This is a genomic window from Hyphomicrobiales bacterium, from assembly GCA_017642935.1.
Classification (GTDB): Bacteria; Pseudomonadota; Alphaproteobacteria; order Rhizobiales; family MH13; genus MH13.
Genome location: JAEPOK010000003.1, coordinates 203,456 through 223,912 on the forward strand (window position 1 = coordinate 203,456; position 20,457 = coordinate 223,912).

At 59.7% G+C, this 20,457-nt stretch carries 20 protein-coding genes and 1 tRNA gene; 13 read left to right on the top strand and 8 right to left on the bottom strand.

Translation table 11 applies throughout. The features are described 5' to 3' along the window. Positions 1-48: 48 nt before the first annotated feature. Positions 49-1,074, bottom strand: a complete 1,026-nt coding sequence (gene xylF, locus JJ917_17215; protein ID MBO6700571.1) for a D-xylose ABC transporter substrate-binding protein — start codon at positions 1,072-1,074, stop codon at positions 49-51. A gap of 206 nt (positions 1,075-1,280) precedes the next feature. Between xylF and JJ917_17220 the strand changes: the two genes are divergently transcribed. Beyond that, complete coding sequence (locus JJ917_17220) at positions 1,281-2,498, top strand: ROK family transcriptional regulator (GenBank protein ID MBO6700572.1); 1,218 nt, start codon at positions 1,281-1,283, stop codon at positions 2,496-2,498. Beyond that, positions 2,488-4,023, top strand: a complete 1,536-nt coding sequence (locus tag JJ917_17225) for a CRTAC1 family protein (GenBank protein ID MBO6700573.1) — start codon at positions 2,488-2,490, stop codon at positions 4,021-4,023. Before JJ917_17220 ends, JJ917_17225 begins: the two co-directional genes overlap by 11 nt. Here the strand turns inward: JJ917_17225 and JJ917_17230 are convergent. From JJ917_17230 to JJ917_17250, 5 genes are all read right to left on the bottom strand, one after another. Next, positions 4,020-5,312: a methylamine utilization protein MauG gene (locus JJ917_17230; protein ID MBO6700574.1), complete on the bottom strand. Its 1,293-nt coding sequence runs from the start codon at positions 5,310-5,312 to the stop codon at positions 4,020-4,022. The genes JJ917_17225 and JJ917_17230 overlap by 4 nt on opposite strands. A 262-nt stretch (positions 5,313-5,574) precedes the next feature. Continuing rightward, positions 5,575-5,651, bottom strand: a tRNA-Arg gene (locus JJ917_17235). 109 nt (positions 5,652-5,760) lie between these two features. Continuing rightward, complete coding sequence (locus JJ917_17240; protein ID MBO6700575.1) at positions 5,761-7,272, bottom strand: HAMP domain-containing histidine kinase; 1,512 nt, start codon at positions 7,270-7,272, stop codon at positions 5,761-5,763. 50 nt (positions 7,273-7,322) lie between these two features. Next, positions 7,323-8,828 carry an FAD-dependent oxidoreductase gene (locus JJ917_17245; GenBank protein ID MBO6700576.1) on the bottom strand — a complete coding sequence of 502 codons (1,506 nt, stop codon included), beginning with the start codon at positions 8,826-8,828 and terminating at the stop codon, positions 7,323-7,325. Between the two features lie 88 nt (positions 8,829-8,916). Further along, positions 8,917-9,687 (bottom strand): TVP38/TMEM64 family protein, encoded by a 771-nt coding sequence (locus tag JJ917_17250; protein ID MBO6700577.1) that lies wholly within the window; start codon positions 9,685-9,687, stop codon positions 8,917-8,919. Between the two features lie 445 nt (positions 9,688-10,132). On the opposite strand from JJ917_17250, the gene rpmH reads away from it, so the two are divergent. From rpmH to JJ917_17270, 4 genes are read left to right on the top strand one after another with little or no spacing between them, the layout of a single operon-like run. After that, entirely contained in the window at positions 10,133-10,267 is a 135-nt protein-coding gene (rpmH, locus tag JJ917_17255; protein ID MBO6700578.1) for a 50S ribosomal protein L34, read from the top strand. 26 nt (positions 10,268-10,293) lie between these two features. Then, positions 10,294-10,713: a ribonuclease P protein component gene (gene rnpA / locus JJ917_17260; protein ID MBO6700579.1), complete on the top strand. Its 420-nt coding sequence runs from the start codon at positions 10,294-10,296 to the stop codon at positions 10,711-10,713. A gap of 26 nt (positions 10,714-10,739) precedes the next feature. Then, the gene (gene yidC, locus JJ917_17265) at positions 10,740-12,572 is read left to right on the top strand and encodes a membrane protein insertase YidC (GenBank protein ID MBO6700580.1); all 1,833 of its coding nucleotides are present in this window, start codon (positions 10,740-10,742) and stop codon (positions 12,570-12,572) included. Between the two features lie 6 nt (positions 12,573-12,578). Further along, positions 12,579-13,319 carry a YihA family ribosome biogenesis GTP-binding protein gene (locus JJ917_17270; protein MBO6700581.1) on the top strand — a complete coding sequence of 247 codons (741 nt, stop codon included), beginning with the start codon at positions 12,579-12,581 and terminating at the stop codon, positions 13,317-13,319. On the opposite strand, the gene JJ917_17275 is transcribed toward JJ917_17270, so the two are convergent. Beyond that, positions 13,253-13,843: a DUF4166 domain-containing protein gene (locus JJ917_17275; protein ID MBO6700582.1), complete on the bottom strand. Its 591-nt coding sequence runs from the start codon at positions 13,841-13,843 to the stop codon at positions 13,253-13,255. The two genes, JJ917_17270 and JJ917_17275, sit on opposite strands and share 67 nt — an antisense overlap. Positions 13,844-13,846: 3 nt before the next feature. After that, positions 13,847-14,311, bottom strand: coding sequence for a DUF393 domain-containing protein (locus JJ917_17280; protein ID MBO6700583.1), 465 nt, complete (start codon positions 14,309-14,311; stop codon positions 13,847-13,849). A 157-nt stretch (positions 14,312-14,468) separates the two neighbouring features. Between JJ917_17280 and argB the strand changes: the two genes are divergently transcribed. The 7 genes from argB to JJ917_17315 all read left to right on the top strand — a co-directional run bounded on the left by argB (position 14,469) and on the right by JJ917_17315 (position 20,445). Then, on the top strand, positions 14,469-15,383 hold the full coding sequence (gene argB, locus JJ917_17285; GenBank protein ID MBO6700584.1) for an acetylglutamate kinase: 915 nt from the start codon (positions 14,469-14,471) through the stop codon (positions 15,381-15,383). Positions 15,384-15,396: 13 nt separating this feature from the next. Next, positions 15,397-16,119 carry a pyrimidine 5'-nucleotidase gene (locus JJ917_17290; GenBank protein MBO6700585.1) on the top strand — a complete coding sequence of 241 codons (723 nt, stop codon included), beginning with the start codon at positions 15,397-15,399 and terminating at the stop codon, positions 16,117-16,119. Positions 16,120-16,132: 13 nt separating this feature from the next. Beyond that, positions 16,133-16,996, top strand: coding sequence for a 2,3,4,5-tetrahydropyridine-2,6-dicarboxylate N-succinyltransferase (gene dapD, locus JJ917_17295; GenBank protein ID MBO6700586.1), 864 nt, complete (start codon positions 16,133-16,135; stop codon positions 16,994-16,996). Positions 16,997-17,034: 38 nt separating this feature from the next. Continuing rightward, positions 17,035-17,460: a DUF805 domain-containing protein gene (locus tag JJ917_17300; GenBank protein ID MBO6700587.1), complete on the top strand. Its 426-nt coding sequence runs from the start codon at positions 17,035-17,037 to the stop codon at positions 17,458-17,460. Between the two features lie 101 nt (positions 17,461-17,561). Further along, positions 17,562-18,041: a DUF805 domain-containing protein gene (locus JJ917_17305; protein MBO6700588.1), complete on the top strand. Its 480-nt coding sequence runs from the start codon at positions 17,562-17,564 to the stop codon at positions 18,039-18,041. Continuing rightward, positions 18,038-19,240, top strand: a complete 1,203-nt coding sequence (gene dapE / locus JJ917_17310; protein ID MBO6700589.1) for a succinyl-diaminopimelate desuccinylase — start codon at positions 18,038-18,040, stop codon at positions 19,238-19,240. Before JJ917_17305 ends, dapE begins: the two co-directional genes overlap by 4 nt. Before the next feature lie 260 nt (positions 19,241-19,500). Continuing rightward, positions 19,501-20,445, top strand: a complete 945-nt coding sequence (locus JJ917_17315) for a Tat pathway signal protein (GenBank protein ID MBO6700590.1) — start codon at positions 19,501-19,503, stop codon at positions 20,443-20,445. Positions 20,446-20,457 lie beyond the last annotated feature (12 nt).

Consider the following 20,457-nt stretch of genomic DNA (forward strand, 5'->3'; position numbering starts at 1 on the left):
TTGGCGGGGCGCATCTTAAGGGTTTCAGCACTTCAGATCGTCAACCGATCAGTTGCACGGCGCCGGGCCGTCGGTGACGCCCTGGCAAAGCGCATCACGCTCGATCCAGCCAGCATCGACAACGACGGAAAGGTTTTCTGCCGTGATCGGCTGTGGTGCCAGGAACATGGAGGTCATGGTCGTCCCGCCGGGCGATGTCCACTCAACGGCGCCATCAACGGCATCCATCATCGTGCCACCAGCCAAAGCCACGGCGATTTCACCTGCCGCGCGGCCTAGGTCGCGAGCGTCTTTCCAAACCGAAACGGTCTGCGTGCCAAGCGCCACGCGGTTCAGCGCAGCGTGGTCGCCATCCTGTCCGGAGACCGGGATACCTTCCATGCCTTGAGCGGTAAGGGCAGCCACAACGCCACCGGCCGTGCCGTCATTGGAGGCCACAACAGCGTCCACACCATTGTCGGTTGCGGTCAGGATTTGCTCCATGTTGCGCTGTGCGTTGGCAGGCAGCCAGCCATCGGTGTAGGCCTCGCCGACGATTTCGATCGCGCCAGAGTCAATTGCATCCTGCAGCACTTCTTGCTGACCGCCGCGAAGGAAGTCGGCATTCGGATCGGTGGGCGAGCCCTTGATCATCACGTAGCGGCCTTCCGGCTGGGCTTCGAGAACCGCACGAGCCTGCATGCGGCCAACCTCGACATTGTCGAAGGTGAGATAGAAGGCACGTGGATCTTCAATCAGGCGGTCATAAGCCACAACTGGAATGCCTTCATCAGCAGCCGCCTGGACAGCCGGACCGATGGCCTGCGCATCCTGCGCCAAGATGATCAGCGCATCTACACCTTGAGCGATCAGGCTTTCAATGTCGGACAACTGTTTGGAAGCCGAAGACTGGGCGTCCGTGGAAACATATTCCGCGCCGGCGGCTTCAAGGGCAGCCACAATAGCCGCCTCGTCGGTTTTCCAGCGCTCTTCCTGAAAGTTCGACCAGCTCACGCCGACAGTCATTTGGGCGTAGGCGGTCGTGGCGAAAAAGGCGGCGAACAGCGTCGCGGCCATAAGTTTTAGAAATCTCATCGATGTCCTCCCGAGTTGGAACATGCGCGCCCTGTTGACCAGAGCATCATCATGTGACGGCACCGTATCATCATTTTTTTAATGCGCAAATTAAATGTTGAAATGCCCTGATTTTCACCTCTGAGGACGGTTGCCTAAGCGCAGGGCAACGGAAGCGGTCGATTTATTTTCCCAGGTGAATTATATGTGGTTTTGAGGAGGACCCTTTGGCCGAAACACTTCGCCTTTCCAGCAGTTCCGATCAGCGCGAGTCGACCCGTCACCAGGTGCTCGATGCCATCCGCAACGCCGGTCGCATCGCACGCACCGACATTGCCAAGCAGACGCAGGTTAGCCCGGCGACGGTCACGGCGATTACCTCTGAGTTGTTGGGCGCGGGATTAATTGAGGAAATTGAGCCTGACGCGGATCGCACAACGGTCAAACGCGGTCGCCCGAGGGTGGCGCTTCGCATTTGCGGGGCCGCGCATTTGATCGCTGGCATCAAGATATCCGACAAATCCGCAACGGCCATTCTGGTGGATTTTGACGGCAACACAATTGGCCATCGCGAGACGCCGTTGCCCACCTCCGTCGTCGCGCCGTCGGAGCTGGTCGCCATCATCCGTCGCTTGCTTGACGATGTAACGCAAGGTTTGGGGCGACGCCTAACCGACATTTCCGGCGTCGGCATCGGACTGGCGGGCCTGATCGATGCCAAGCGCAACTTTGTCTATTGGTCGCCGTCGCTCAATACGCGCGATGTGGAGCTCGGCCGCATGATCAGCCAGGCCCTCCCCTTCCCATCGTTCGTCGATAACGATGCCAATCTCGTCGCTATGGCCGAGCAGCATTTCGGCATAGGACGTGGCGAATCCGACTTCGTGGTGATCACCATCGAACATGGCGTCGGGATGGGCATTGTGATCGACAACGCCATTTACCGCGGCGAACGCGGTTGCGGCGCAGAATTCGGACATACAAAAGTGCACCTAGATGGTGCGCTCTGCCGATGCGGCCAACGCGGCTGCCTGGAAGCCTATGTCGGCGACTATGCGCTTTTGCGTGAAGCCAGCATACTCAACAGCACGCAGCCGGAAAGCGATCTGGCCGCGCTCTACGAGCAGGCGCAAAACGGCGATGCGATGGCGCGATCGATCTTTGACCGTGCCGGCCGCATGTTCGCGATGGGCCTGGCCAACGTCATCAACATCTTTGATCCGAAACTTGTCATCCTCTCCGGCGAACAGATGGAGCACGACTTCCTCTATTCGCAGGAGGTTCTCGAGCGCGTGTGGGCTTCAATCGTCCATGTCGATAGTGAGCGCCCGGACATCCGCGTGCATAAATGGGGTGATCTCATGTGGGCGAAAGGCGCGGCCGCTTACGCCATCGAGCAGGTTTCCAACACCACCATTCAAAGGCTTGCAGCCCATGCGGCGTAGCATGACGGCCGGTTTGTCGGTGGCCGTGGTTCTAAGCAGCGCTGCAACGGCCTCCGCCCACCCCCGGTTCGAACCTCGTCCGATCGATCGCCATGTTTACGGCGGCGGATGGGAGCATTTCGTCGGCGGTGGCTTAGCAGCCTTCGATTGCAATGGTGACAACTTGCCGGAGCTCTACGCGGCGGGCGGCGAGAACCCGGCCCAGCTTTACTTGAATACGTCTGCAACAGGCAGACAACTCAGCTTTAATAAACAAACGCCGCAAGCACTGGCGCTGACGGGAGTTATCGGCGCCTATCCACTCGACATTGATGGCGACGGCCTTCTCGATCTTGCCATCCTGCGCGTCGGCGAGAACCTTCTAATGCGAGGCATGGGCGACTGCGCCTTCGCACGCTTTGAAGGCTTGAACTTTGACGGCGGCGACAGCTGGACAACGGCCTTTTCCGCCACATGGGAAACCGGTGAAAGTCTACCGACGTTGGCCTTCGGCAACTATGTCGATCGCACCAATCCCGATGGTCCGTTTGAGGCATGCGATGCCAATGTGCTGCTGCGACCAAATGGCGATCACTATCAGAGCCCGACGTTGCTCACGCCCGGATACTGCGCGCTTTCCATGCTCTTTTCCGACTGGGGCCGCCAAGGACGCGCCGATCTTCGGATCTCCAATGACCGTCACTACTATGTGCGTGGCGGCGAAGAGCAGATGTGGGCCATGGACGCCTCTCCTCGCCTTTATGGGCCGCAGGATGGCTGGCAGAGCCATCAGCTTTGGGGCATGGGCATCGCCACCCGCGACTTGGACGGCGACGGGCTCTCGGAAGTCTATCTGACGTCGATGGGTGATCAGCGTTTGCAGTTGATTGAGCCGGATGCGAGCGCCCCTACGTTCAAAGATGCACCCTTTGAATCGGGAGCCACGGCGCACCGGCCCTATACTGGAGGCGACGGACGTCCTTCGACCGGGTGGCATGCCGTCTTTGGCGATGTGCAGAATGACGGGCTTGCTGACCTGTTCGTCGCAAAGGGCAATGTGGAGCAGATGCCCGGCAGTGCCATGGACGATCCCAACAATATGCTCCTCGGCCAAGATGGTGGTGTGCGATTTGAGGAAGTCGGCTTAGAGGCGGGCATTGCCAGCCTACACCGCAGCCGAGGCGCGGTCCTGATGGACCTGAATCTCGATGGCCGCGAGGACCTGGCCGTGGTGAATCGCGGCGCGCCGATGGAACTCTATGAGAATGTCACGCCCGAGACCGGCGCATGGCTCCAAGTTGAACTTCGCCAAGAGGGCATCAACACCAGGGCTGTTGGTGCTTTTGTCGAGGTGCGATCTGATGATCGGCTCTGGACTCAGGAAGTGACGGTGGGCGGCGGCCACGCCGGCGGGATCACTGGCGCGCTGCACTTTGGAGTGGGTCAGGTGGAGCAAGTCGAGGTGCGCGTGCATTGGCCGGATGGCACAAGCGGTGAATGGCAAATGATGTTGACCGGCCAACGCGTCACGCTAACACGCGACTAGCGATCCACCGGCAGCCCACTCGGCACGCTTTCGGGGATACCAAGACGACCATCCAGCGCGGCCGGATCGGTGAGTGCGTCCAGAAACGCCAAAATGTCGGCGACCTCATCATCAGTGAGCGCGGTTGGTTCCAATTGGTTGGCTTCGGCAATCGCCGCAAGTTCATCGGGATCATCCATCACCCGCCAGTCATCGGCTCCGTCCAAGGCTGGAAGGACCGCCTGGCTGCGATCATAGGCGTAAAGCGAGGCGACCGGATCGAGATGGTGGCGCACCACCGCCTCCAACGTGCGATAGGCGCCGGCATGACCATAGGGCGCGGTGTGGGCGACATTGCGCAAAGACGGCGTGCGGAAAGCAAAGGCATCTTCAGAAGCGCCAGTCACGCGCATACGACCGTCATCGCGCGCATGGCTCTCAAAGCGCGCCGCTTTGCCCGGCCCGAGCTGCGGCATCGCGATCGCGTGGAACGCATGATCGGTTTGAAATGGGCCCGCATGGCAAGTTCCGCAGCCGGCTGGCCCGTAAAACAAATCCATACCGCGCTGCTGAGCATCGGAGAGGGCGTACTCGCCAGCCAGATGACGATCATAGGGGCTGTCCGTGGCGCGCCATTCAAAGGCGATGAAATCGGCCACCACGTTGCCGATGTCAGCAAACGTAATCTGGTTGCCCTCACCCAGGATCGCATCGAACTGTGATCTGTAGGCCGGAACATTCGCTACGCGTTCGGCAATCTGATCCCAAGCGCCGCCCGGCAGCGACAGGTGTCCCATGCGCACGGCCTGCGCGATGGCGTTTTCCGAGTAATGCCCTGCCATCTCATCGGCCGACAGCACGGGAAACATAGCTTGTGCGGCGAGCACAGAATCGAAGCCTTCGGCCATCGATTCACCTAGCGGCGTACGGATGCCGCTCGGCAGGCTAGGATCGGCTTCCAGGCGCCCGTCATGGAACATTACCGTGAATTCCGGCTCGCCAAGATTGAACAAGCCCGGTGCGTTGCGCGGTATGCGCTGCTCCGGCGGGTTGTCCGGATCGACACGACGATCGGGGCCAAGGCCGGTTGCGCCATCGCCAAGCGACAGCGAAACGCCATCACCGGTACCAAAACGCGGATGATGGCAGGTCGCGCAGGATACCTCCTGGCTTCCCGACAGAATTGGATCGTAGAACAACAGCTGTCCGAGCATCACCCGGCGCATATCGACGTCCGCCTGATTGGCAAACCCCAAGGCGGGCAGAGCCACTAACGGCGCCAACATCAGGGTGATCCAAGGCCATCTCATGCAGACACCTTACAAATTTCGGGCGGCGTCTGCTGTCGGGTTTGGACGGAGGGTGTGTTTACGTTCATCGCCAAACTTTAGAACCCGTCGGGCAACTTTGGAAAGATGTCTGAGGGTCGCCCTTCCGGCCTTCGCGACAGAAACGCTGAAGGCGCGGCCAATGATTTGGAAGAGAAGGCCGCTTCGAACGCGGATCAGGCCTTCTCAGCGATTGCGTTGCAATCACCTGCCAGGCCGACGTTTTTTTGCTTCGCAGAAGAGATGGCGCACCGGGGAAGATTCGAACTCCCGACCCCCAGATTCGTAGTCTGGTGCTCTATCCAGCTGAGCTACCGGTGCAGCGCTTGCGATCGGCGCCAAGGGCGCTGATGTCCGTCAAGGCGCGCACGCTTAGCCCACCGTTCACGCAATTGCAAGGCGCTATCGACCGGCTTTTCACGGCCCTAGCTTAGCTCGGCGCTTCGACACGCGCATCGGGCAAGGTGATCGCAAAAACCGCGCCCTGACCGGTCTCGTTTTCGCCCGGATCAACCAGAGAAACGGTGCCGCCATCGGCCTCGGCAAGCTCCTTAGCGATAGCCAGGCCCAAGCCGGTCGACCCACGTCGACCTGCGTCGCCGTGGAAAGGTTGAAACAGCTTTTCGCGCACCGCCTCCAGGATGCCAGGGCCGGTGTCCGCAACGGTCAGGATCAACCGGCTATCATCGAACTGGGCGCTGACAGAAAGGCTGAGTTGGGTTTCGGTTTCACCGACGGCCTCAAGTGCATGGCGACCATTGCGCATCAGGTTAAGCAAAATCCGGAAGAGATTTTCCTGCCCGACGCGCACCGTGAGGGTTTTTTCGACCTGATTGTCGAAGGCGAGCGTGCGGTGATTGGTGAGGCCGGCGAATTCAGCGGCTTCGTCCACCAAATTGGCCAAGGTGAAGGTGGAACGTTCCGGCGCCTCCTCGCGCACCTGACCATAGGCGAGCGTTGCTTCGCAGAACGAGACGGCGCGGTCGATCGCGCGAACGATTTTTGGCGCAACCCGCTGGACATGCGGATCGGCAATCATGTCAAGCCGTTCCGACAAGAGATGAGCGCTGGAGAGGAGGTTGCGCAGATCATGATTGATCTTGGACACCGCCAGGCCGACATCGGCCAAGCGTCGGCGTTCCGTCAGCATCGAGCGCACATCCGACTGCATGGCGGCAAGGCGCAGTTCAGCGGTGCCAAGTTCGTCGCCGCGCCCCGATGGCGAGATCATCGACCCTGGATCCTCTGGCGCATCGGCGAAGGTCGCCATAGCCTCATCAAGGCGTTGCAACGGGCGAACGAAAAGGGCGTTGAGGCTGAGATAGACGAGACCTGCCGTGATCAGCGAAATGACAATCGAAAGAATGATGATGTTGCGCGAAAAACCGAGCATGGCATCGCGCAGATAGTACTCTTCGACGACCACCTCGACATAGCGTCCGGTACCGGGTTCCGGCGCACCATGAATGCGCAAAACATTGTCGCCAGCTGTCAGCGTTTTGAAGGCATCCCAAATGGCGCGAAGCGGGTTGCTGGTGGTGATGTCGACATCGACGGCCATATTGGCCACCAAGCCACCCTGGATGCCAGCGCGCTGGGCGAGAACTTGCCGGCCGGAATCGGTAACCAGAACAAGCTCGTGCGCCTCAAGCGTTTCGAGCAGCACCTGCTGCATCATGGCATCGCCGGTTTCCGCTCCAAAACCGTAACCGAACGCGACCGGGTCAAGCGCCGCGACGGCCAGTTCGGCATCCGCCAATCGGTCCTGCAGCCAAGTGTTGCGGAAATTAGCGATGGAGGGCACGAAAATCAGAACTTCTGCCAGCATGACGAAAAGGATTGTCAAGACGAGCAATTTGGCAGAAAGCCCGGCACCCCTGCGGGTGCGGGCCTTCTCAATAGGCGTCTTCATGGACGTCACAGTTGTGCCGGGGTCACGCATTCATTTGCCTATGAGTGATCCTAAACCTGTTTGTGTTCTGGAACGGCAGTTTAGCCGAAACGCTGCAAGAATGTGATGGCCTTACGCAGCGTGGGATTTTCCGTCGCACCTTTGTAATACTCAACCGCCGCGCGGCGCCCGACTTCCGATAGGGTCGGATAGGCGGCAACCCAAGAGGTGATGTCGGACACCTTCATGCCTTTGGCAATCGCCAAGCCCCAAAGCGCGATGATTTCGCCGGCCTTTGGTCCGACAACCACGGCGCCGAGTATCTTCCCGCGCTTGGTGGTGAAAACTTTGATGAAGCCCTCGGTCGTACGCTCGGCGATGGCGCGATCATTCTCATGGAAGGCCCAACGCAGGATGCGAATGTCCGGTGTGTTTTTCAACTCCTCCTCGGTGGCCCCAACGGAGGCCACCTCCGGATCCGTGTAGGTGGTTTTGGGCAAAATGGTCGTGTTCTGTTTAATCGGCAGGCGGAAGAGAATGTTCCGCGCGATCAGCGCGCCGTGATAGCCGGCGACGTGCGTAAACTGAAGACCGCCAGCGACGTCGCCAATGGCGTAGACCTTCTTGTTGGAGGTGCGCATGCCGGCATCAACCTTGATGCCACGTCGGTCGTAGGTGATGCCTGCCTTTTCAAGATCCAGCCCTTCAACATTCACAGACCGGCCGGCGGCGATCATGATGTGCGAACCTTTGACGGTTTGGGTGTCTTTGGTCTCGCCCTCGCCGACCTCGATGGTCACTTCAACGCCTTCGCCATCCTTGGCGACCTTGCTCACCATCGCATGTTCGTGGATGTCGACGCCTTCGCTTTGCAGCGTTGCCTTGACGAGATCAGCGGCTTCGCGGTCTTCACGGCCAAGAATTTTGAAGCCTTCAAGCACCGTTACCTTGGCCCCAAGGCGGTTGTGAGCCTGAGCCAATTCAAGCCCAATCGGGCCACCGCCGACAATGATGAGATGCTCGGGCAGTTCTTTACGATCGAAGATCACTTCGTTGGTCAGGTATGGGACCGTATCAAGACCGGGGATCGGCGGCACGGCAGGACGAGAGCCGGTGGCAATCACCACACGGCGGGCTTTGACCGTCGTGTTGCCGACCTGGATGGTTTGCGGGCCGGTGAAACGCGCTTCGCCGCCGAGGACGGTGACGCCCAATCCTTCATAACGCTCGACCGAATCCACCGGGGCGATGGTCCCGATCACGTCCTGGATATGGTCGTGGACGGTGGAAAAATCGACATCGAACGGTGCCCCCTTTTTGCCTTTCGCATGGATGCCGAACTTCGGCCCTTCCATGATCGCATGGGCGTGTTTGGCCGCAGCAAGGATGGCCTTGGAGGGCACGCAACCGACGTTTAGGCAGTCGCCGCCCATTTTGTGCTTTTCGATCAGCACGACCGGCACACCGAAGCTTGCCATAACCGCCGCCGTTGTCAGACCGCCGGAGCCGCCACCGATGACGGCAACATCTGGTGTCAGGGTTTGCGGCGCATCGCCGGGAGGAGCCGGTTCAAGCGAGGGGGTGTTTTGGGGGGATGAGGTAGACATGGCAGGTCCTTCGGGTAGCCCTTGCTCCAACGAAACAGTGGCTACCCCGTTTGGGGGGAAATGGCGATGGTTAGACGAGTCGCGTGGCTTAGGTTGCTTTGCCGAGACTGCGGGCGCGGATAGCTTTCATGACCGGCGGAATGAGCGCGACCGTTCCCAGTGCAGCAAAGGCCAGGATGATTTCCGTTGTCACCAGCGAGCCAAGGTCAATGGAGCAGGTGCCAGCCGCCGCGCAGCCAGGATTGGCGGCCTCTTGCGCCATGATCACACTGTCCAAACCGGAGCCGACAAAGGCGTAGGCGAACGTGCCGGGCGCGATGCCAAAGAAGGTGGCGAGCACATAGGAGCGCAGCGGAAGGTTGGCGAGCGCTGGTGCAATGTTCACCAAAGTGAAGGGGAAGATCGGCGTCAGGCGCAAAAAGAGCAGATAGTTGAAACCATCTTTCTTGAACCCTTCGAGAAGCTTTTTTAGCGTCGGACCAGCCTTCTGAGCGATAGCTTGTCCGAAGGCTGTGCGCGCCGCCAGGAACAGCGCCGTTGCCCCGACCGTCGCCGCAACGACCACCGTCAAACCACCGAAGAACCATCCAAACAGAAAGCCACCGGCAATGGTGAGCAGGCTGGCGGCGGGGAAACTGAGTGCGACAGCAAGTGCGTAGAGCGCGCCAAAGGTCAGAACCGACAGAAGCAGATTTTCGTTGATGAAGCCCGCCAACATCTCGCGCTGCTGGATGAGGGCTGAGAGGCTCAAATGCTCATCAAGGCCGAAGGCAAACGCGGCAGCCATGGCGCCGACAATCGCGACCAGCGGTCCAAAGCGCTTCAGGAGCGACAAGACGGAGGATGAGGCTTTGGGCATTTCGGGGGCAGGCTGGCCTGTCATAACAGCGTCCTGTGCAGGTGGCGGGGCCATGGTGATAGTTCCTTCGATGGACCCTGTTCTTGCCAGGGCGAGAGTTGATCGCGTCGTTGCGTTGAGGGGCACATAGCAGTGCAACCTTTCCAAATCATCGACCTCGCGCACCATCACACGGCCTTGTGAACGCCCGTTATGGCGGGGCATCGCGGCGTGAAGCGGCGTGAGCCACGCCCCTAGTCTTGCACCGCGCCAAAGAATGCGCGCCGAACTTGGTCAATCGACGCGCCATCAATTGACTTTTCCTCTAGGCCACCCCTATAAGCGCGGCTTGTTCTGGTGCTTGCGGCTCCGGCCTTGCGAGCGCACGCCAGCACTTCAGCTAATTTCGAGGCTTCTTGGCGCATGCTGACGCGGGCGCTGGTGCTCAACGTGAAGAGTGTGACCGATGAAACGTACCTATCAACCTTCGAAGCTTGTGCGCAAACGCCGCCATGGTTTCCGCGCACGCCTGGCCACCAAAGGCGGCCGCAAGGTTTTGGCGGCGCGCCGTTCGCGCGGCCGCAAGCGTTTGAGCGCCTGATAGAGCGCGCCGGGCGGCGGCTTGTTTTGGCTGAGACATCGTCCAACAGCCTGCCAAGCAGTCCGCCTTTTCCTGGAACGCGCCATCGCGGCGACAGGCCTGCGCTCAGCAAGCTGCATCGACGTGGCGATTATCTGGCCGCCAAACGCGGAAAACGGGCGCATTGTGCGCCCTTTGTGCTTCAGGCCAGGCGGCGCGGCGACGATGCGCCGGCCCGCATTGGCATCACCGTCACACGCAAGGTGGGCGGGGCTGTGGTGAGAAACCGCATCAAGCGACGGCTGAAAAGTGCTATAACATCGCCTGCGGGTCTAGGTTTTCGGGCCGGATATGATTATGTCCTCATCGCACGAGCGCTGGCAGCCAGCGCGCCCTTTGACGCATTGACGAGCGCCCTCATAAGCGGGCTGAACAAAGTCCACGCACGCGCCGATGATGCGCGCTGAACGCGACAGACAACGCCGGGTAGTCCATGGAAAACCGCAATTATATTCTCGCCATCGTCCTTTCGCTCGGCATTCTCGTGGCGTGGCAATATCTGTATGTCGGCCCGCAGATGGAGGCCGAACGCGCCGCGCTTGAAGCACAGGGCGGCCAGACGCTGGACGCTTCGGGGCAACCAGTCATTGTCGATGACACCGCACCGAGCGTCGCCGCGCCTCTGGAAACGACGCCTGGCGGTTCGCTGGTTCCGCGCTCGCTCGACCGGGAATCGATCATCGCGGGCACCGAGCGCGTTGATATCAACACCTCGCACATCACCGGCACCATCGCTCTGCAAGGCGCGCGGATCGACGACATCCACCTGGTGGAATATCGCGAAACGCTGGACGAGGATTCCGACACCGTCGTCCTGTTCTCGCCTTCAGGCTCAGAGGACCCGTTCTACGCAGAGTTCGGCTGGGCCCAAGGCGCAGGCGGCGCGGCAACGCTGCCCGATGCCAACACGGTTTGGCAGGTGGAAGGCAATGACACCCTGACCGCATCGACGCCGGTTGTTCTGGTCTATGACAATGGCGAAGGCCTGATTTTCCGCCGGACGATCTCGGTGGATGAGGACTATCTGTTCACCATCCGACAGGAGGTGGAAAACACCACCGAGGCTGGCGTTCTGCTTTACCCCTATGGCCTGGTCGCGCGCCATGGTGAACCACGCACCAGCCGCATGTTCATTTTGCATGAAGGCCTGATTGGCTTCTTCGGCGAAGAAGGGCTTGCCGAGCTTGATTATGATGATGTGCGCGATGATGGCACAACGCAGTATCGCGATGTGTCCGGCGGCTGGCTTGGCATCACCGACAAATATTGGGCGGCAACGCTTATCCCATCGGGCCTTGACAGCTTCCGCGGCGAGTTCCGCATGGACCAAATCCTGGCTGGTGAAAGCTTTGTCGCGGCCTATTTGGGCGGCGGTTACGAGGTGCCCCCGGGCACAAGCGTCGGCATCGAAAATCAGCTGTTTGCCGGTGCCAAAGAAGTCGCCATCATTGATGGTTATGAGGCTGAGCTCGGCATTGAGCGTTTTGAGCTGCTCATCGATTGGGGCTGGTTCTACTTCCTCACCAAGCCGATGTTCTTTGCCATCAAATGGCTCTTTGGCATTTTTGGCAATTTCGGCGTCGCGATCCTGCTGATCACGGTCGCGATCAAGCTGGTCTTCCTGCCGCTGGCCAACAAGTCCTACGCGTCGATGTCGAAGATGAAGAAGGTCCAACCGCAGCTGAAAGAAATTCAGGACCGCTACAAGGACGACAAGCCGGAACTCCAGAAGCACATGATGGAGCTCTACAAAAAAGAGAAGATCAATCCGGTGGCCGGCTGTTGGCCGGTGCTCATCCAGATCCCGGTGTTCTTCGCGCTTTATAAGGTTCTGTTCGTCACGATCGAAATGCGGCATGCGCCGTTCTTCGGCTGGATCCAAGATCTTTCCGCCGCTGATCCAACGTCCCTGTTCAACCTGTTCGGTCTGCTACCCTACGATCCGACGCTCGTGCCGCTGATCGGTCCGCTGCTTGGGCTCGGTGTGTGGCCGATCCTGATGGGCATCACGATGTTCGTTCAGATGAAGCTGAACCCGACGCCGACGGATCCGACGCAGGCGATGATCTTCACCTGGATGCCGGTGGTCTTCACCTTCATGCTGGCGACGTTCCCGGCCGGTCTGGTGATTTATTGGACGTGGAACAACTTCCTGTCGGTGATCCAGCAGGCGTTCATCATGAAACGCCACGGGGTGAAGATCGAGCTATGGGACAATCTCAAAGCCATGTTCGTGAAGAAGCCTGCCAAGCAGCCGGCTGAATAGCCACACATGTCGCAGCGAGAGGCCGATCTGGAGGCGATTGGCCTTTCCGAAACGCTCCTAGACGCGGGCGACCAGCTGTTTGCGCGCGAATGGTTGTTTGAAAAAGGCGTGGTCGCGCCTTCGGGTCTTCCAATGGACGGCCGTATCGAGATCGCCTTTGCCGGGCGGTCCAATGTCGGCAAGTCCTCCTTGCTGAACGCTCTGGTGCATCAGAAGGGCCTTGCCCGCACGTCCAACACGCCGGGGCGCACGCAGGAACTCAACCTCTTTTCAGCCGACGGCATGCCGTTTCGCATCGTCGATATGCCGGGTTATGGCTTTGCCAAGGCGCCGCTGGACGCGGTGGAAAAGTGGAACAAGCTCATCCGCAAATATCTGCAGGGTCGCGTTGAGCTCGCCCGTGTGTTCGTTCTTATCGACTCGCGCCATGGGCTGAAGAAGAACGATCTTGAGATCATGAAGATGCTCGACGAAACCGCCGTCGGCTATCAGATCGTGCTGACCAAAGCCGACAAGCTGAAACCAGGGCAGATCGAACGGGTGAAGCAGAGCGTGCAGGAGGGCATCGCGCGCCGGCCGGCCGCCTACCCCTTCATCGCCGTCACCAGTTCAGAAAAACGTCACGGCATCGACACCCTGCGCGGCTTCATCGCTCGGCTCTTGAACGATCTGGGTGCTCTTCAGTTTGAAGAGGGTGACAATGAGGATGTCGACGACGCGTCGTCAGGAACCAGCCAACCCTTGTAGTGGACGAGCAACTGGTCGCCCACTGGAAGCCAGGTGGGCATGGCCAGTTGGATATCAAAGGTGAAGCGACCATTGTCGATGCCCTCATAGGCATCAACTGCAGGCAACAAGGCAAAAGGCAGAGGCAATCCAAGGCACCATCCCCGCCGCGGTATCAGCTGAATGCCACCTTTAGCGAGCGACAGTTCCTGCTCAAACGTCATCAGGCCCACCCGCTCGCGAACATGGTACTGCCTGTCCGACGGCAGGCATATGGATCGAAACAGATGGTCACCGAAGCGTCGTGACCACTGCTCGTGCGTTTGCCTTCGAACTTTGGTGACCTGCACCGCAATGTTTTTGCTGGTCGGTGGAAACCCAAATGCCCAGCAGACAAGGTCTGCGACCAATCCTTCGCCACGTTCGATGGTTGCCTGCCCCATGAAAGAGACTTCCGGACCACCCACATGCAGACCCTGGACAGCTGGGTGTAGCTCAGGCCATCGATCCCCAAGTGCAGCGCGGAAAAGCGTGTCGCTGCCCATGGGCTACTCCATCAACTTAGCGCGCAGGCGAGGATCGGGCACGGCGCACATATCGGTGCGTCCAAACATGGCGTATCTGTTACGGGCCAATCGCAGATAGAGCCAGTCTTGAAGCTTCCGTGGCAGAATTCGTAGTGGCTGAAGTAACCAGCCAACACCGCCGACCAAACGCCCAGCGCGGATCATGGCATCCAACGAAGTGTAAGCCCTGCCATCAACCAGAAGCAGCCAACTTTCTGGGTCACCTATCGATAGGTCATAGTGAGCGAGCACTGACTGGCCCAGCGGTGTTTGGACCCTACAAATCTTGAATTGATTGTCCTTGTCAAAACGAGCAATCAGTCTGGCACCGAACGTACAGAGCACGCATTCGCCATCCATGAACGTGATCGGACCGCTGTCTTCAAAATCTGGAACGGCCGGATCAACGCGGTAGGAATATGGCTCGCGGGTGGTAGGCGATGTCATGGTCGGCTGTATCTCCAGACTTGCACTACTCTAAAAGCCTTGATGTCCCGGTCTACCGGGCTTGATGACGCAGATTCAGACGAGAGCTTGACCTTTAGCGCCACACAGTGTCCTTCCTGCACTCGCCCTTCCTAGACCGTTTTTGCAAGCCTTCCCGATGCCCCTCGACGACGACCCTTCCGTTCCGCTTGAACCCAAGCCTGTGCGCCAGGCTCGCCTGATCAGCCAGGTGCTGCCCTTCATGCAGCGTTATGCCGAGCAGACGATCGTGGTGAAGTATGGCGGCCACGCCATGGGCGATGATGCGCTGAGCCAGGCGTTTGCGCGCGATATCGCGCTCTTAAAGCAATCCGGCATTAAGCCCATCGTGGTGCATGGCGGTGGGCCGCAGATTGCCTCGATGCTCGCCAAACTCGGGATTGAGAGCACCTTTGAGGGCGGCCTGCGCGTCACCGATGAGAAGACCATCGAAGTGGTGGAGATGGTGCTCGCCGGCTCGATCAACAAACAGATCGTGCAGGAGATCACGTCCGCTGGCGGCAAGGCCATTGGCCTGTGCGGCAAAGATGGCCAGATGGTGACGGTGAAGAAGCTCACCCGCACCGCCCGCGATCCGGATTCCAATATCGAGCGGGTGGTTGATCTTGGCTTTGTTGGCGAACCTGAAACCGTGAACCCAAGCGTGCTTGACATGGTCACGCAAGAGGCGCTGATCCCGGTGATAGCGCCGGTCGCTTCGGGCGCGGACGCTAAGACCTACAATGTGAATGCCGACACGTTCGCTGGCGCCATCGCCGGGGCGCTCAATGCGACCCGACTTCTATTCCTCACCGACGTTGACGGTGTTCTGGATGCAAACAAGAACCTGATCACCGAACTCACCGTCGCCAAGGCCCGCGAACTGATCGCCGACGGCACGATTGCCGGTGGCATGATCCCCAAGGTCGAAACCTGCATCCAGGCTGTCGAACAGGGCGTAGAGGGTGTCGTCATTCTCAATGGCAAGGTGCCGCACTGCGTGCTGCTCGAACTGTTCACCGCGCATGGCGCGGGCACCCTGATCACCCGATAGAAAGCCAAGCCCTATGGTCGCCGCGCATGAAGAGCATACCGATCTGGAGGCGTTCGCCCAGGTCGAGCACTGGGTCTTTGATCTGGACAACACGCTCTACCCGCATCACTCGAACCTGTTCGCGCAGATCGACGAGAAGATGACCACCTACCTTTCCAAGCTCATGGAGCTGGAAAAGGACGAGGCACGGGTGGTTCAAAAAACCTACTATCGCACCTACGGCACAACCATGCGCGGGCTGATGGTTGAGCAGGGCATCACGCCGGACGATTTTCTCGATTTCGTACACGATATCGACCATTCGGTCTTGGAACCGGACCCCAAACTCGACGCCATGATCGAAGGCCTTCCCGGGCACAAATATGTGTTCACCAACGGCACCGAAAAACATGCTCGCGCGGTGCTTGACCGGCTTGGCGTTTCGACCGATTTCCAGCACATTTTCGATATCGTATCGGCCGACCTGATCCCCAAGCCGAACGGCGCGACCTACGACAAGTTCCTGGAACTGACCGGCATCGAGCCAACGAAAGCGGCGATGTTCGAGGATCTATCGCGCAACCTTAAAGTGCCACACGAACGCGGCATGCTCACGACGCTGATCGTGCCGCGCGGCACCCGCGAGGTTTTCCACGAGGATTGGGAGCTTGAGGGCCGCGATGACAACCATGTGCGATATGTAACCGACCATCTTGCGGACTTCCTGGAGGATATCCGCACCACGATTTCACGTTGAAGGACCAGCACCCATGCACCACGCTCTGACCGACCATGATGCCATTGAAAAGGTTGTGAACGAGGCCTTCGATGCCCGCGACGGTATCGATACGCACACCCAAGGCGAAGTGCGCGATGCTGTCGATGCGGCGCTGGACCTGCTCGACAAGGGCACGGCGCGCGTCGCCACCCGCAGTGAAGACGGCCAATGGACGGTGCATCAATGGCTAAAAAAAGCGGTGCTTCTCTCCTTCCGTCTCAACCCGATGGAGATCATCAAAGGCGGCCCGGGCGAGGCCGTCTGGTGGGATAAGGTGCCCTCAAAGTTCGATGGCTGGGGCGCCATGGATTTCGAAAAAGCCGCCTTCCGCGCGGTGCCAGGATGCGTGGTGCGTCGCTCGGCGTTCGTCGCTCCTGGGGCAGTGTTGATGCCGTCCTTCGTTAATCTGGGTGCCTATGTCGATGAAGGGACAATGGTCGACACCTGGGCGACGGTGGGTTCCTGCGCTCAGATCGGCAAGAATGTGCATCTGTCTGGCGGCGTCGGCATTGGCGGCGTTTTGGAGCCGATGCAGGCTGGTCCGACGATCATCGAAGACAATTGCTTCATCGGCGCGCGCTCAGAAGTGGTCGAAGGCTGCATCGTGCGCGAGGGATCGGTGCTCGGCATGGGCGTCTTTATCGGCAAGTCGACGCGGATCGTGAACCGTCTCACCGGCGAAATCAGCTATGGCGAAGTGCCGCCCTATTCTGTTGTCGTGGCCGGTTCGATGCCCGGCAACTCCATGATGGGCAATGGCGAGGCCGCGCCAAACCTTTATTGCGCCGTCATCGTCAAACAGGTCGATGAGCAGACCCGCTCGAAAACCGGCATCAACGAACTGCTACGCGACTGAGCCGTTAAACACCCTTCCAAGGACAGCACCCCCCAAGCATGTTCAGTTACTTCTTTTCACCGAAAGGACGCTTCCGTCGCCGTGACTATTGGTTTGGCATGATCATTGCGACCGTGCTCTTGGGCATGGGTTTTGGCGCCGACTACGTGTTCCGCGGTGTCATCGTGGTTCCAGGGCAAGCGCCCGGTGCGTTAGCCTTTCAACCCGAGCCTCTCATTCTCGGTGTTGTCGGACTGCTGATCGCGTGGCCTTTACTGGCGATGGGCATCAAGCGCTGGCACGACCGCGACAAGAGTGGCTGGTGGATGCTTCTGGCAATCATTCCCATCGTGAACCTTTACGCCTATGTGTCGCTGTTCCTTCTTCCTGGAACGCGCCATCTCAATCGTTTTGGGCCGGACCCGCGCGAAGAGGAGCGCTTTTTGCGCACCAGCGGGTATGATCCAGGCGGCGATCCTTCGTGACATGGATTGCGATTTGCCCTTGAAAGCCAGGGCCGTTCCAAACATCTAGAAGACAGGCGGACATCGCGTGCCGCCTTCTTATTCGCGACAGGACACAGTTTTTGGCCAACCCGCCGCCCTTGCCACCCGCCAACACCGCACCGCCCTCCACTTCCGGACCCACCGGGCCGGTGGATGTGCAAACGCTGTTCTGGCTGTTTTTCCGGTTCGATGGACGCGTCGGGCGCCAGGTCTACTGGCTGTCCGTGCTCTTCTTGGCAGCGCTGGTCGGCGCCAGCGGCCTGTTTGTGGTCGATCCAGATACGGGCGGGGTGATCCTGACACCCAACCCGATTGCCTCCTTCATCTACACGATGGCTTCGATCTGCTCGATCCTGGTTTCGATCAAGCGGCTGCACGACCTCAACATGACCGGGTTTTTTGCTCTCGGGCTGCTGATCCCGCCGGTGGCGATCATCATGTCGCTGTGGCTGGGCTTTCGCAAAGGCGATGATGGGCCCAACAAGTTTGGCTGGAAGCGCGATGTCCGCCCGACGCAACCGCCGCCTGCCATGTCGGGCAACGAGGATGATCAGGAATGAGTAAGCCGGAAACGGCTGACCTGTATGTCCGCAATCCGGTCGCCGTCCTCCAAGCCCTCATTCGTTATCCGAGCGTCACGCCGAACAGCGCTGGCGCCCTTGATGGCGTCGCGGACATGCTGGCCTCGCTTGGCTTCGCCAACGACCAGCCAGTGTTCTCGACCCCCGGCACGCCCGATATTGCCAACCTTTTTTCGGCGCTAGGCTCGGCAACCGGCACCAACGCCAAGCACTTTGCCTTCGCCGGACATTTGGACGTTGTGCCGGAAGGCGACGCCGCCGACTGGCGCCATGGGCCGTTTTCAGCCGTGATCGACAATGGCAAGCTTTATGGCCGTGGCGCTGTGGACATGAAGGGCGGCGTGGCCGCCATGATCGCCGCCAGCGCGCGGTTTCTCGACAGGCATGGCTCCGACTTTGGAGGGCGCCTGTCCTTCATTCTGACTGGCGATGAAGAAGGCCCGGCTATCAACGGGACCGAACCCTTGATGCGGCACATTGATGAGAGGGGCGAACGTATCGACGCCTGCCTTCTCGGCGAGCCAACCAACCCTGAAACGATGGGCGAGATGATCAAGGTCGGTCGGCGCGGATCGCTTAACGCCACGCTGGACGTGGAAGGCGTGCAGGGACATGTGGCCTATCCCCATCTGGCGGCTAATCCGCTCAACCCGCTGGTGGTGGCGCTCGCAGCGCTCAAAGCGCCGCTGGATGAAGGCACCGATCTTTTTCAGCCTTCCAACCTTGAGCCGGTGACCATCGACACTGGCAATCCCGCAGCCAATGTCATTCCGCAGCGCACTTCGGCACGGATCAACGTGCGCTTTAACCCGACATGGACGCGCGCCTCGCTTGAGGCGGAACTGCGCAAGCGTCTAAACACCATCGACTGGCAGGGCTGTCGCTACACGCTCGCCGTGAAGGAAGACGCCAGCGAGGCGTTCTACACACCGCCGGGGCCGTTCGTGGATGGGCTGGTGGAGGCTATTGACGCGGCAACCGGCGTGACGCCCAAACTTTCAACATCCGGTGGCACGTCTGATGCGCGCTTTATCAAGGACTATTGCCCTGTGGTCGAATTCGGCCTGGTCGGCCAGACGATGCATCAGGTGGACGAGCATGTTGAGATTGCTCATCTGGAAGCGCTCACCGATATCTATGTTTCGGTGCTTGAACGGTTTTTCGGTGTGTCGTCCTAGTCGCTGCTGGCTATGACGGCTTCTAGGCGAACCGCACTGGTGATTGACCAACCGCAATCGTTCTCGAGTGTGATAGACTAGCCTCGCTTCTTCGATTTCTTCAAAGGAGGCGCGGTACCATGATTTCAAGGCGCGCAGTTCTTGGGACCGGCGTGGCGATTGGCGCTTTGGGTGCCGTCGGCTACGGGCTTTGGCCTCGTCTCGATGATTATGAGCAAGTGGTCGCTCGCCAACGGCAAGTGCCAACCGCGGCGCCGCCCATGCTCGACTTGGTTCGTATGGCGACGCTGGCCGCCAACAGTCATAACACTCAGCCCTGGCAGTTCTCACTGGCGGACAATGAAGTTCGCATTCTACCCGATATTTCGCGGCGGACTGAGGTGGTCGATCCTGACGACCATCATCTCTTCATCAGTCTTGGATGCGCCGCCGAAAACATGGCCATGGCAGCCCAGGCACGCGGTCAATTCGCCGATGTTCAGGTCGAGATCGATCCATCACCGTCGGTGATCGTCACGCTGGGGTCGGGGCAGATGCTCGAAACCGAGCTTTACCAAGCCATTCCGTTTCGCCAATCGACGCGCTCGCTCTATGACGGGCAGGCCTTGTCCAACGACGAACTGCGGCTGCTTGAAACCGCGGCACGCGAGCCCGGCGTTTCGCTCGCGCTTTTTACCAGTGAATCCGACCGCCAGGCGATCACCGACTTCGTGGTTGAGGGCAACAGCGCGCAAATTGATGATCCAGCCTTTGTGGCCGAGCTGCGGCAATGGATACGCTTCAGCTCCAACCGAGCCTTGGCGACTGGTGACGGTCTGTTTTCCGCCTGCTCGGGCAACCCGGTCGTTCCCGAATGGATCGGCGGTCCGATGTTTTCCGCGTTCTTCACCAAAGACGCCGAGAACGAGAAGTATCGCAGCCAGATCGCCTCATCGGCCGGTGTTGCCGTGTTCACCGGAGACCGGGCCGACCTCGAGCATTGGACGAGAGTGGGCAGGAGCTTTCAGCGGTTCTCGCTGCAGGCCACGGCACTCGGCGTGCGCAATGCCCATGTCAATCAACCCATTGAAGTGCCGTCGGTAAGACCGGCTTTCGCTAACTGGCTTGGCGCACCTGACGCCCGGCCAGATCTGGTGGTCCGATTTGGTCGCGCGCCCGCTCTGCCCATGTCGTTGCGACGGCCGGTCGAGGCGGTGATTGTCTAGCGGACGGGCGTA

Bases quoted from the DNA above. Each gene is read 5' to 3' on its own strand.
- xylF (MBO6700571.1), bottom strand. From the start codon at position 1,074: ATGAGATTTCTAAAACTTATGGCCGCGACGCTGTTCGCCGCCTTTTTC.
- JJ917_17225 (MBO6700573.1), top strand. From the start codon at position 2,488: ATGCGGCGTAGCATGACGGCCGGTTTGTCGGTGGCCGTGGTTCTAAGC.
- JJ917_17230 (MBO6700574.1), bottom strand. From the start codon at position 5,312: ATGAGATGGCCTTGGATCACCCTGATGTTGGCGCCGTTAGTGGCTCTG.
- JJ917_17240 (MBO6700575.1), bottom strand. From the start codon at position 7,272: ATGCGTGACCCCGGCACAACTGTGACGTCCATGAAGACGCCTATTGAG.
- JJ917_17245 (MBO6700576.1), bottom strand. From the start codon at position 8,828: ATGTCTACCTCATCCCCCCAAAACACCCCCTCGCTTGAACCGGCTCCT.
- JJ917_17250 (MBO6700577.1), bottom strand. From the start codon at position 9,687: ATGCCCAAAGCCTCATCCTCCGTCTTGTCGCTCCTGAAGCGCTTTGGA.
- rpmH (MBO6700578.1), top strand. From the start codon at position 10,133: ATGAAACGTACCTATCAACCTTCGAAGCTTGTGCGCAAACGCCGCCAT.
- yidC (MBO6700580.1), top strand. From the start codon at position 10,740: ATGGAAAACCGCAATTATATTCTCGCCATCGTCCTTTCGCTCGGCATT.
- JJ917_17270 (MBO6700581.1), top strand. From the start codon at position 12,579: ATGTCGCAGCGAGAGGCCGATCTGGAGGCGATTGGCCTTTCCGAAACG.
- JJ917_17275 (MBO6700582.1), bottom strand. From the start codon at position 13,843: ATGGGCAGCGACACGCTTTTCCGCGCTGCACTTGGGGATCGATGGCCT.
- JJ917_17280 (MBO6700583.1), bottom strand. From the start codon at position 14,311: ATGACATCGCCTACCACCCGCGAGCCATATTCCTACCGCGTTGATCCG.
- argB (MBO6700584.1), top strand. From the start codon at position 14,469: ATGCCCCTCGACGACGACCCTTCCGTTCCGCTTGAACCCAAGCCTGTG.
- JJ917_17290 (MBO6700585.1), top strand. From the start codon at position 15,397: ATGGTCGCCGCGCATGAAGAGCATACCGATCTGGAGGCGTTCGCCCAG.
- dapD (MBO6700586.1), top strand. From the start codon at position 16,133: ATGCACCACGCTCTGACCGACCATGATGCCATTGAAAAGGTTGTGAAC.
- JJ917_17300 (MBO6700587.1), top strand. From the start codon at position 17,035: ATGTTCAGTTACTTCTTTTCACCGAAAGGACGCTTCCGTCGCCGTGAC.
- dapE (MBO6700589.1), top strand. From the start codon at position 18,038: ATGAGTAAGCCGGAAACGGCTGACCTGTATGTCCGCAATCCGGTCGCC.
- JJ917_17315 (MBO6700590.1), top strand. From the start codon at position 19,501: ATGCTCGACTTGGTTCGTATGGCGACGCTGGCCGCCAACAGTCATAAC.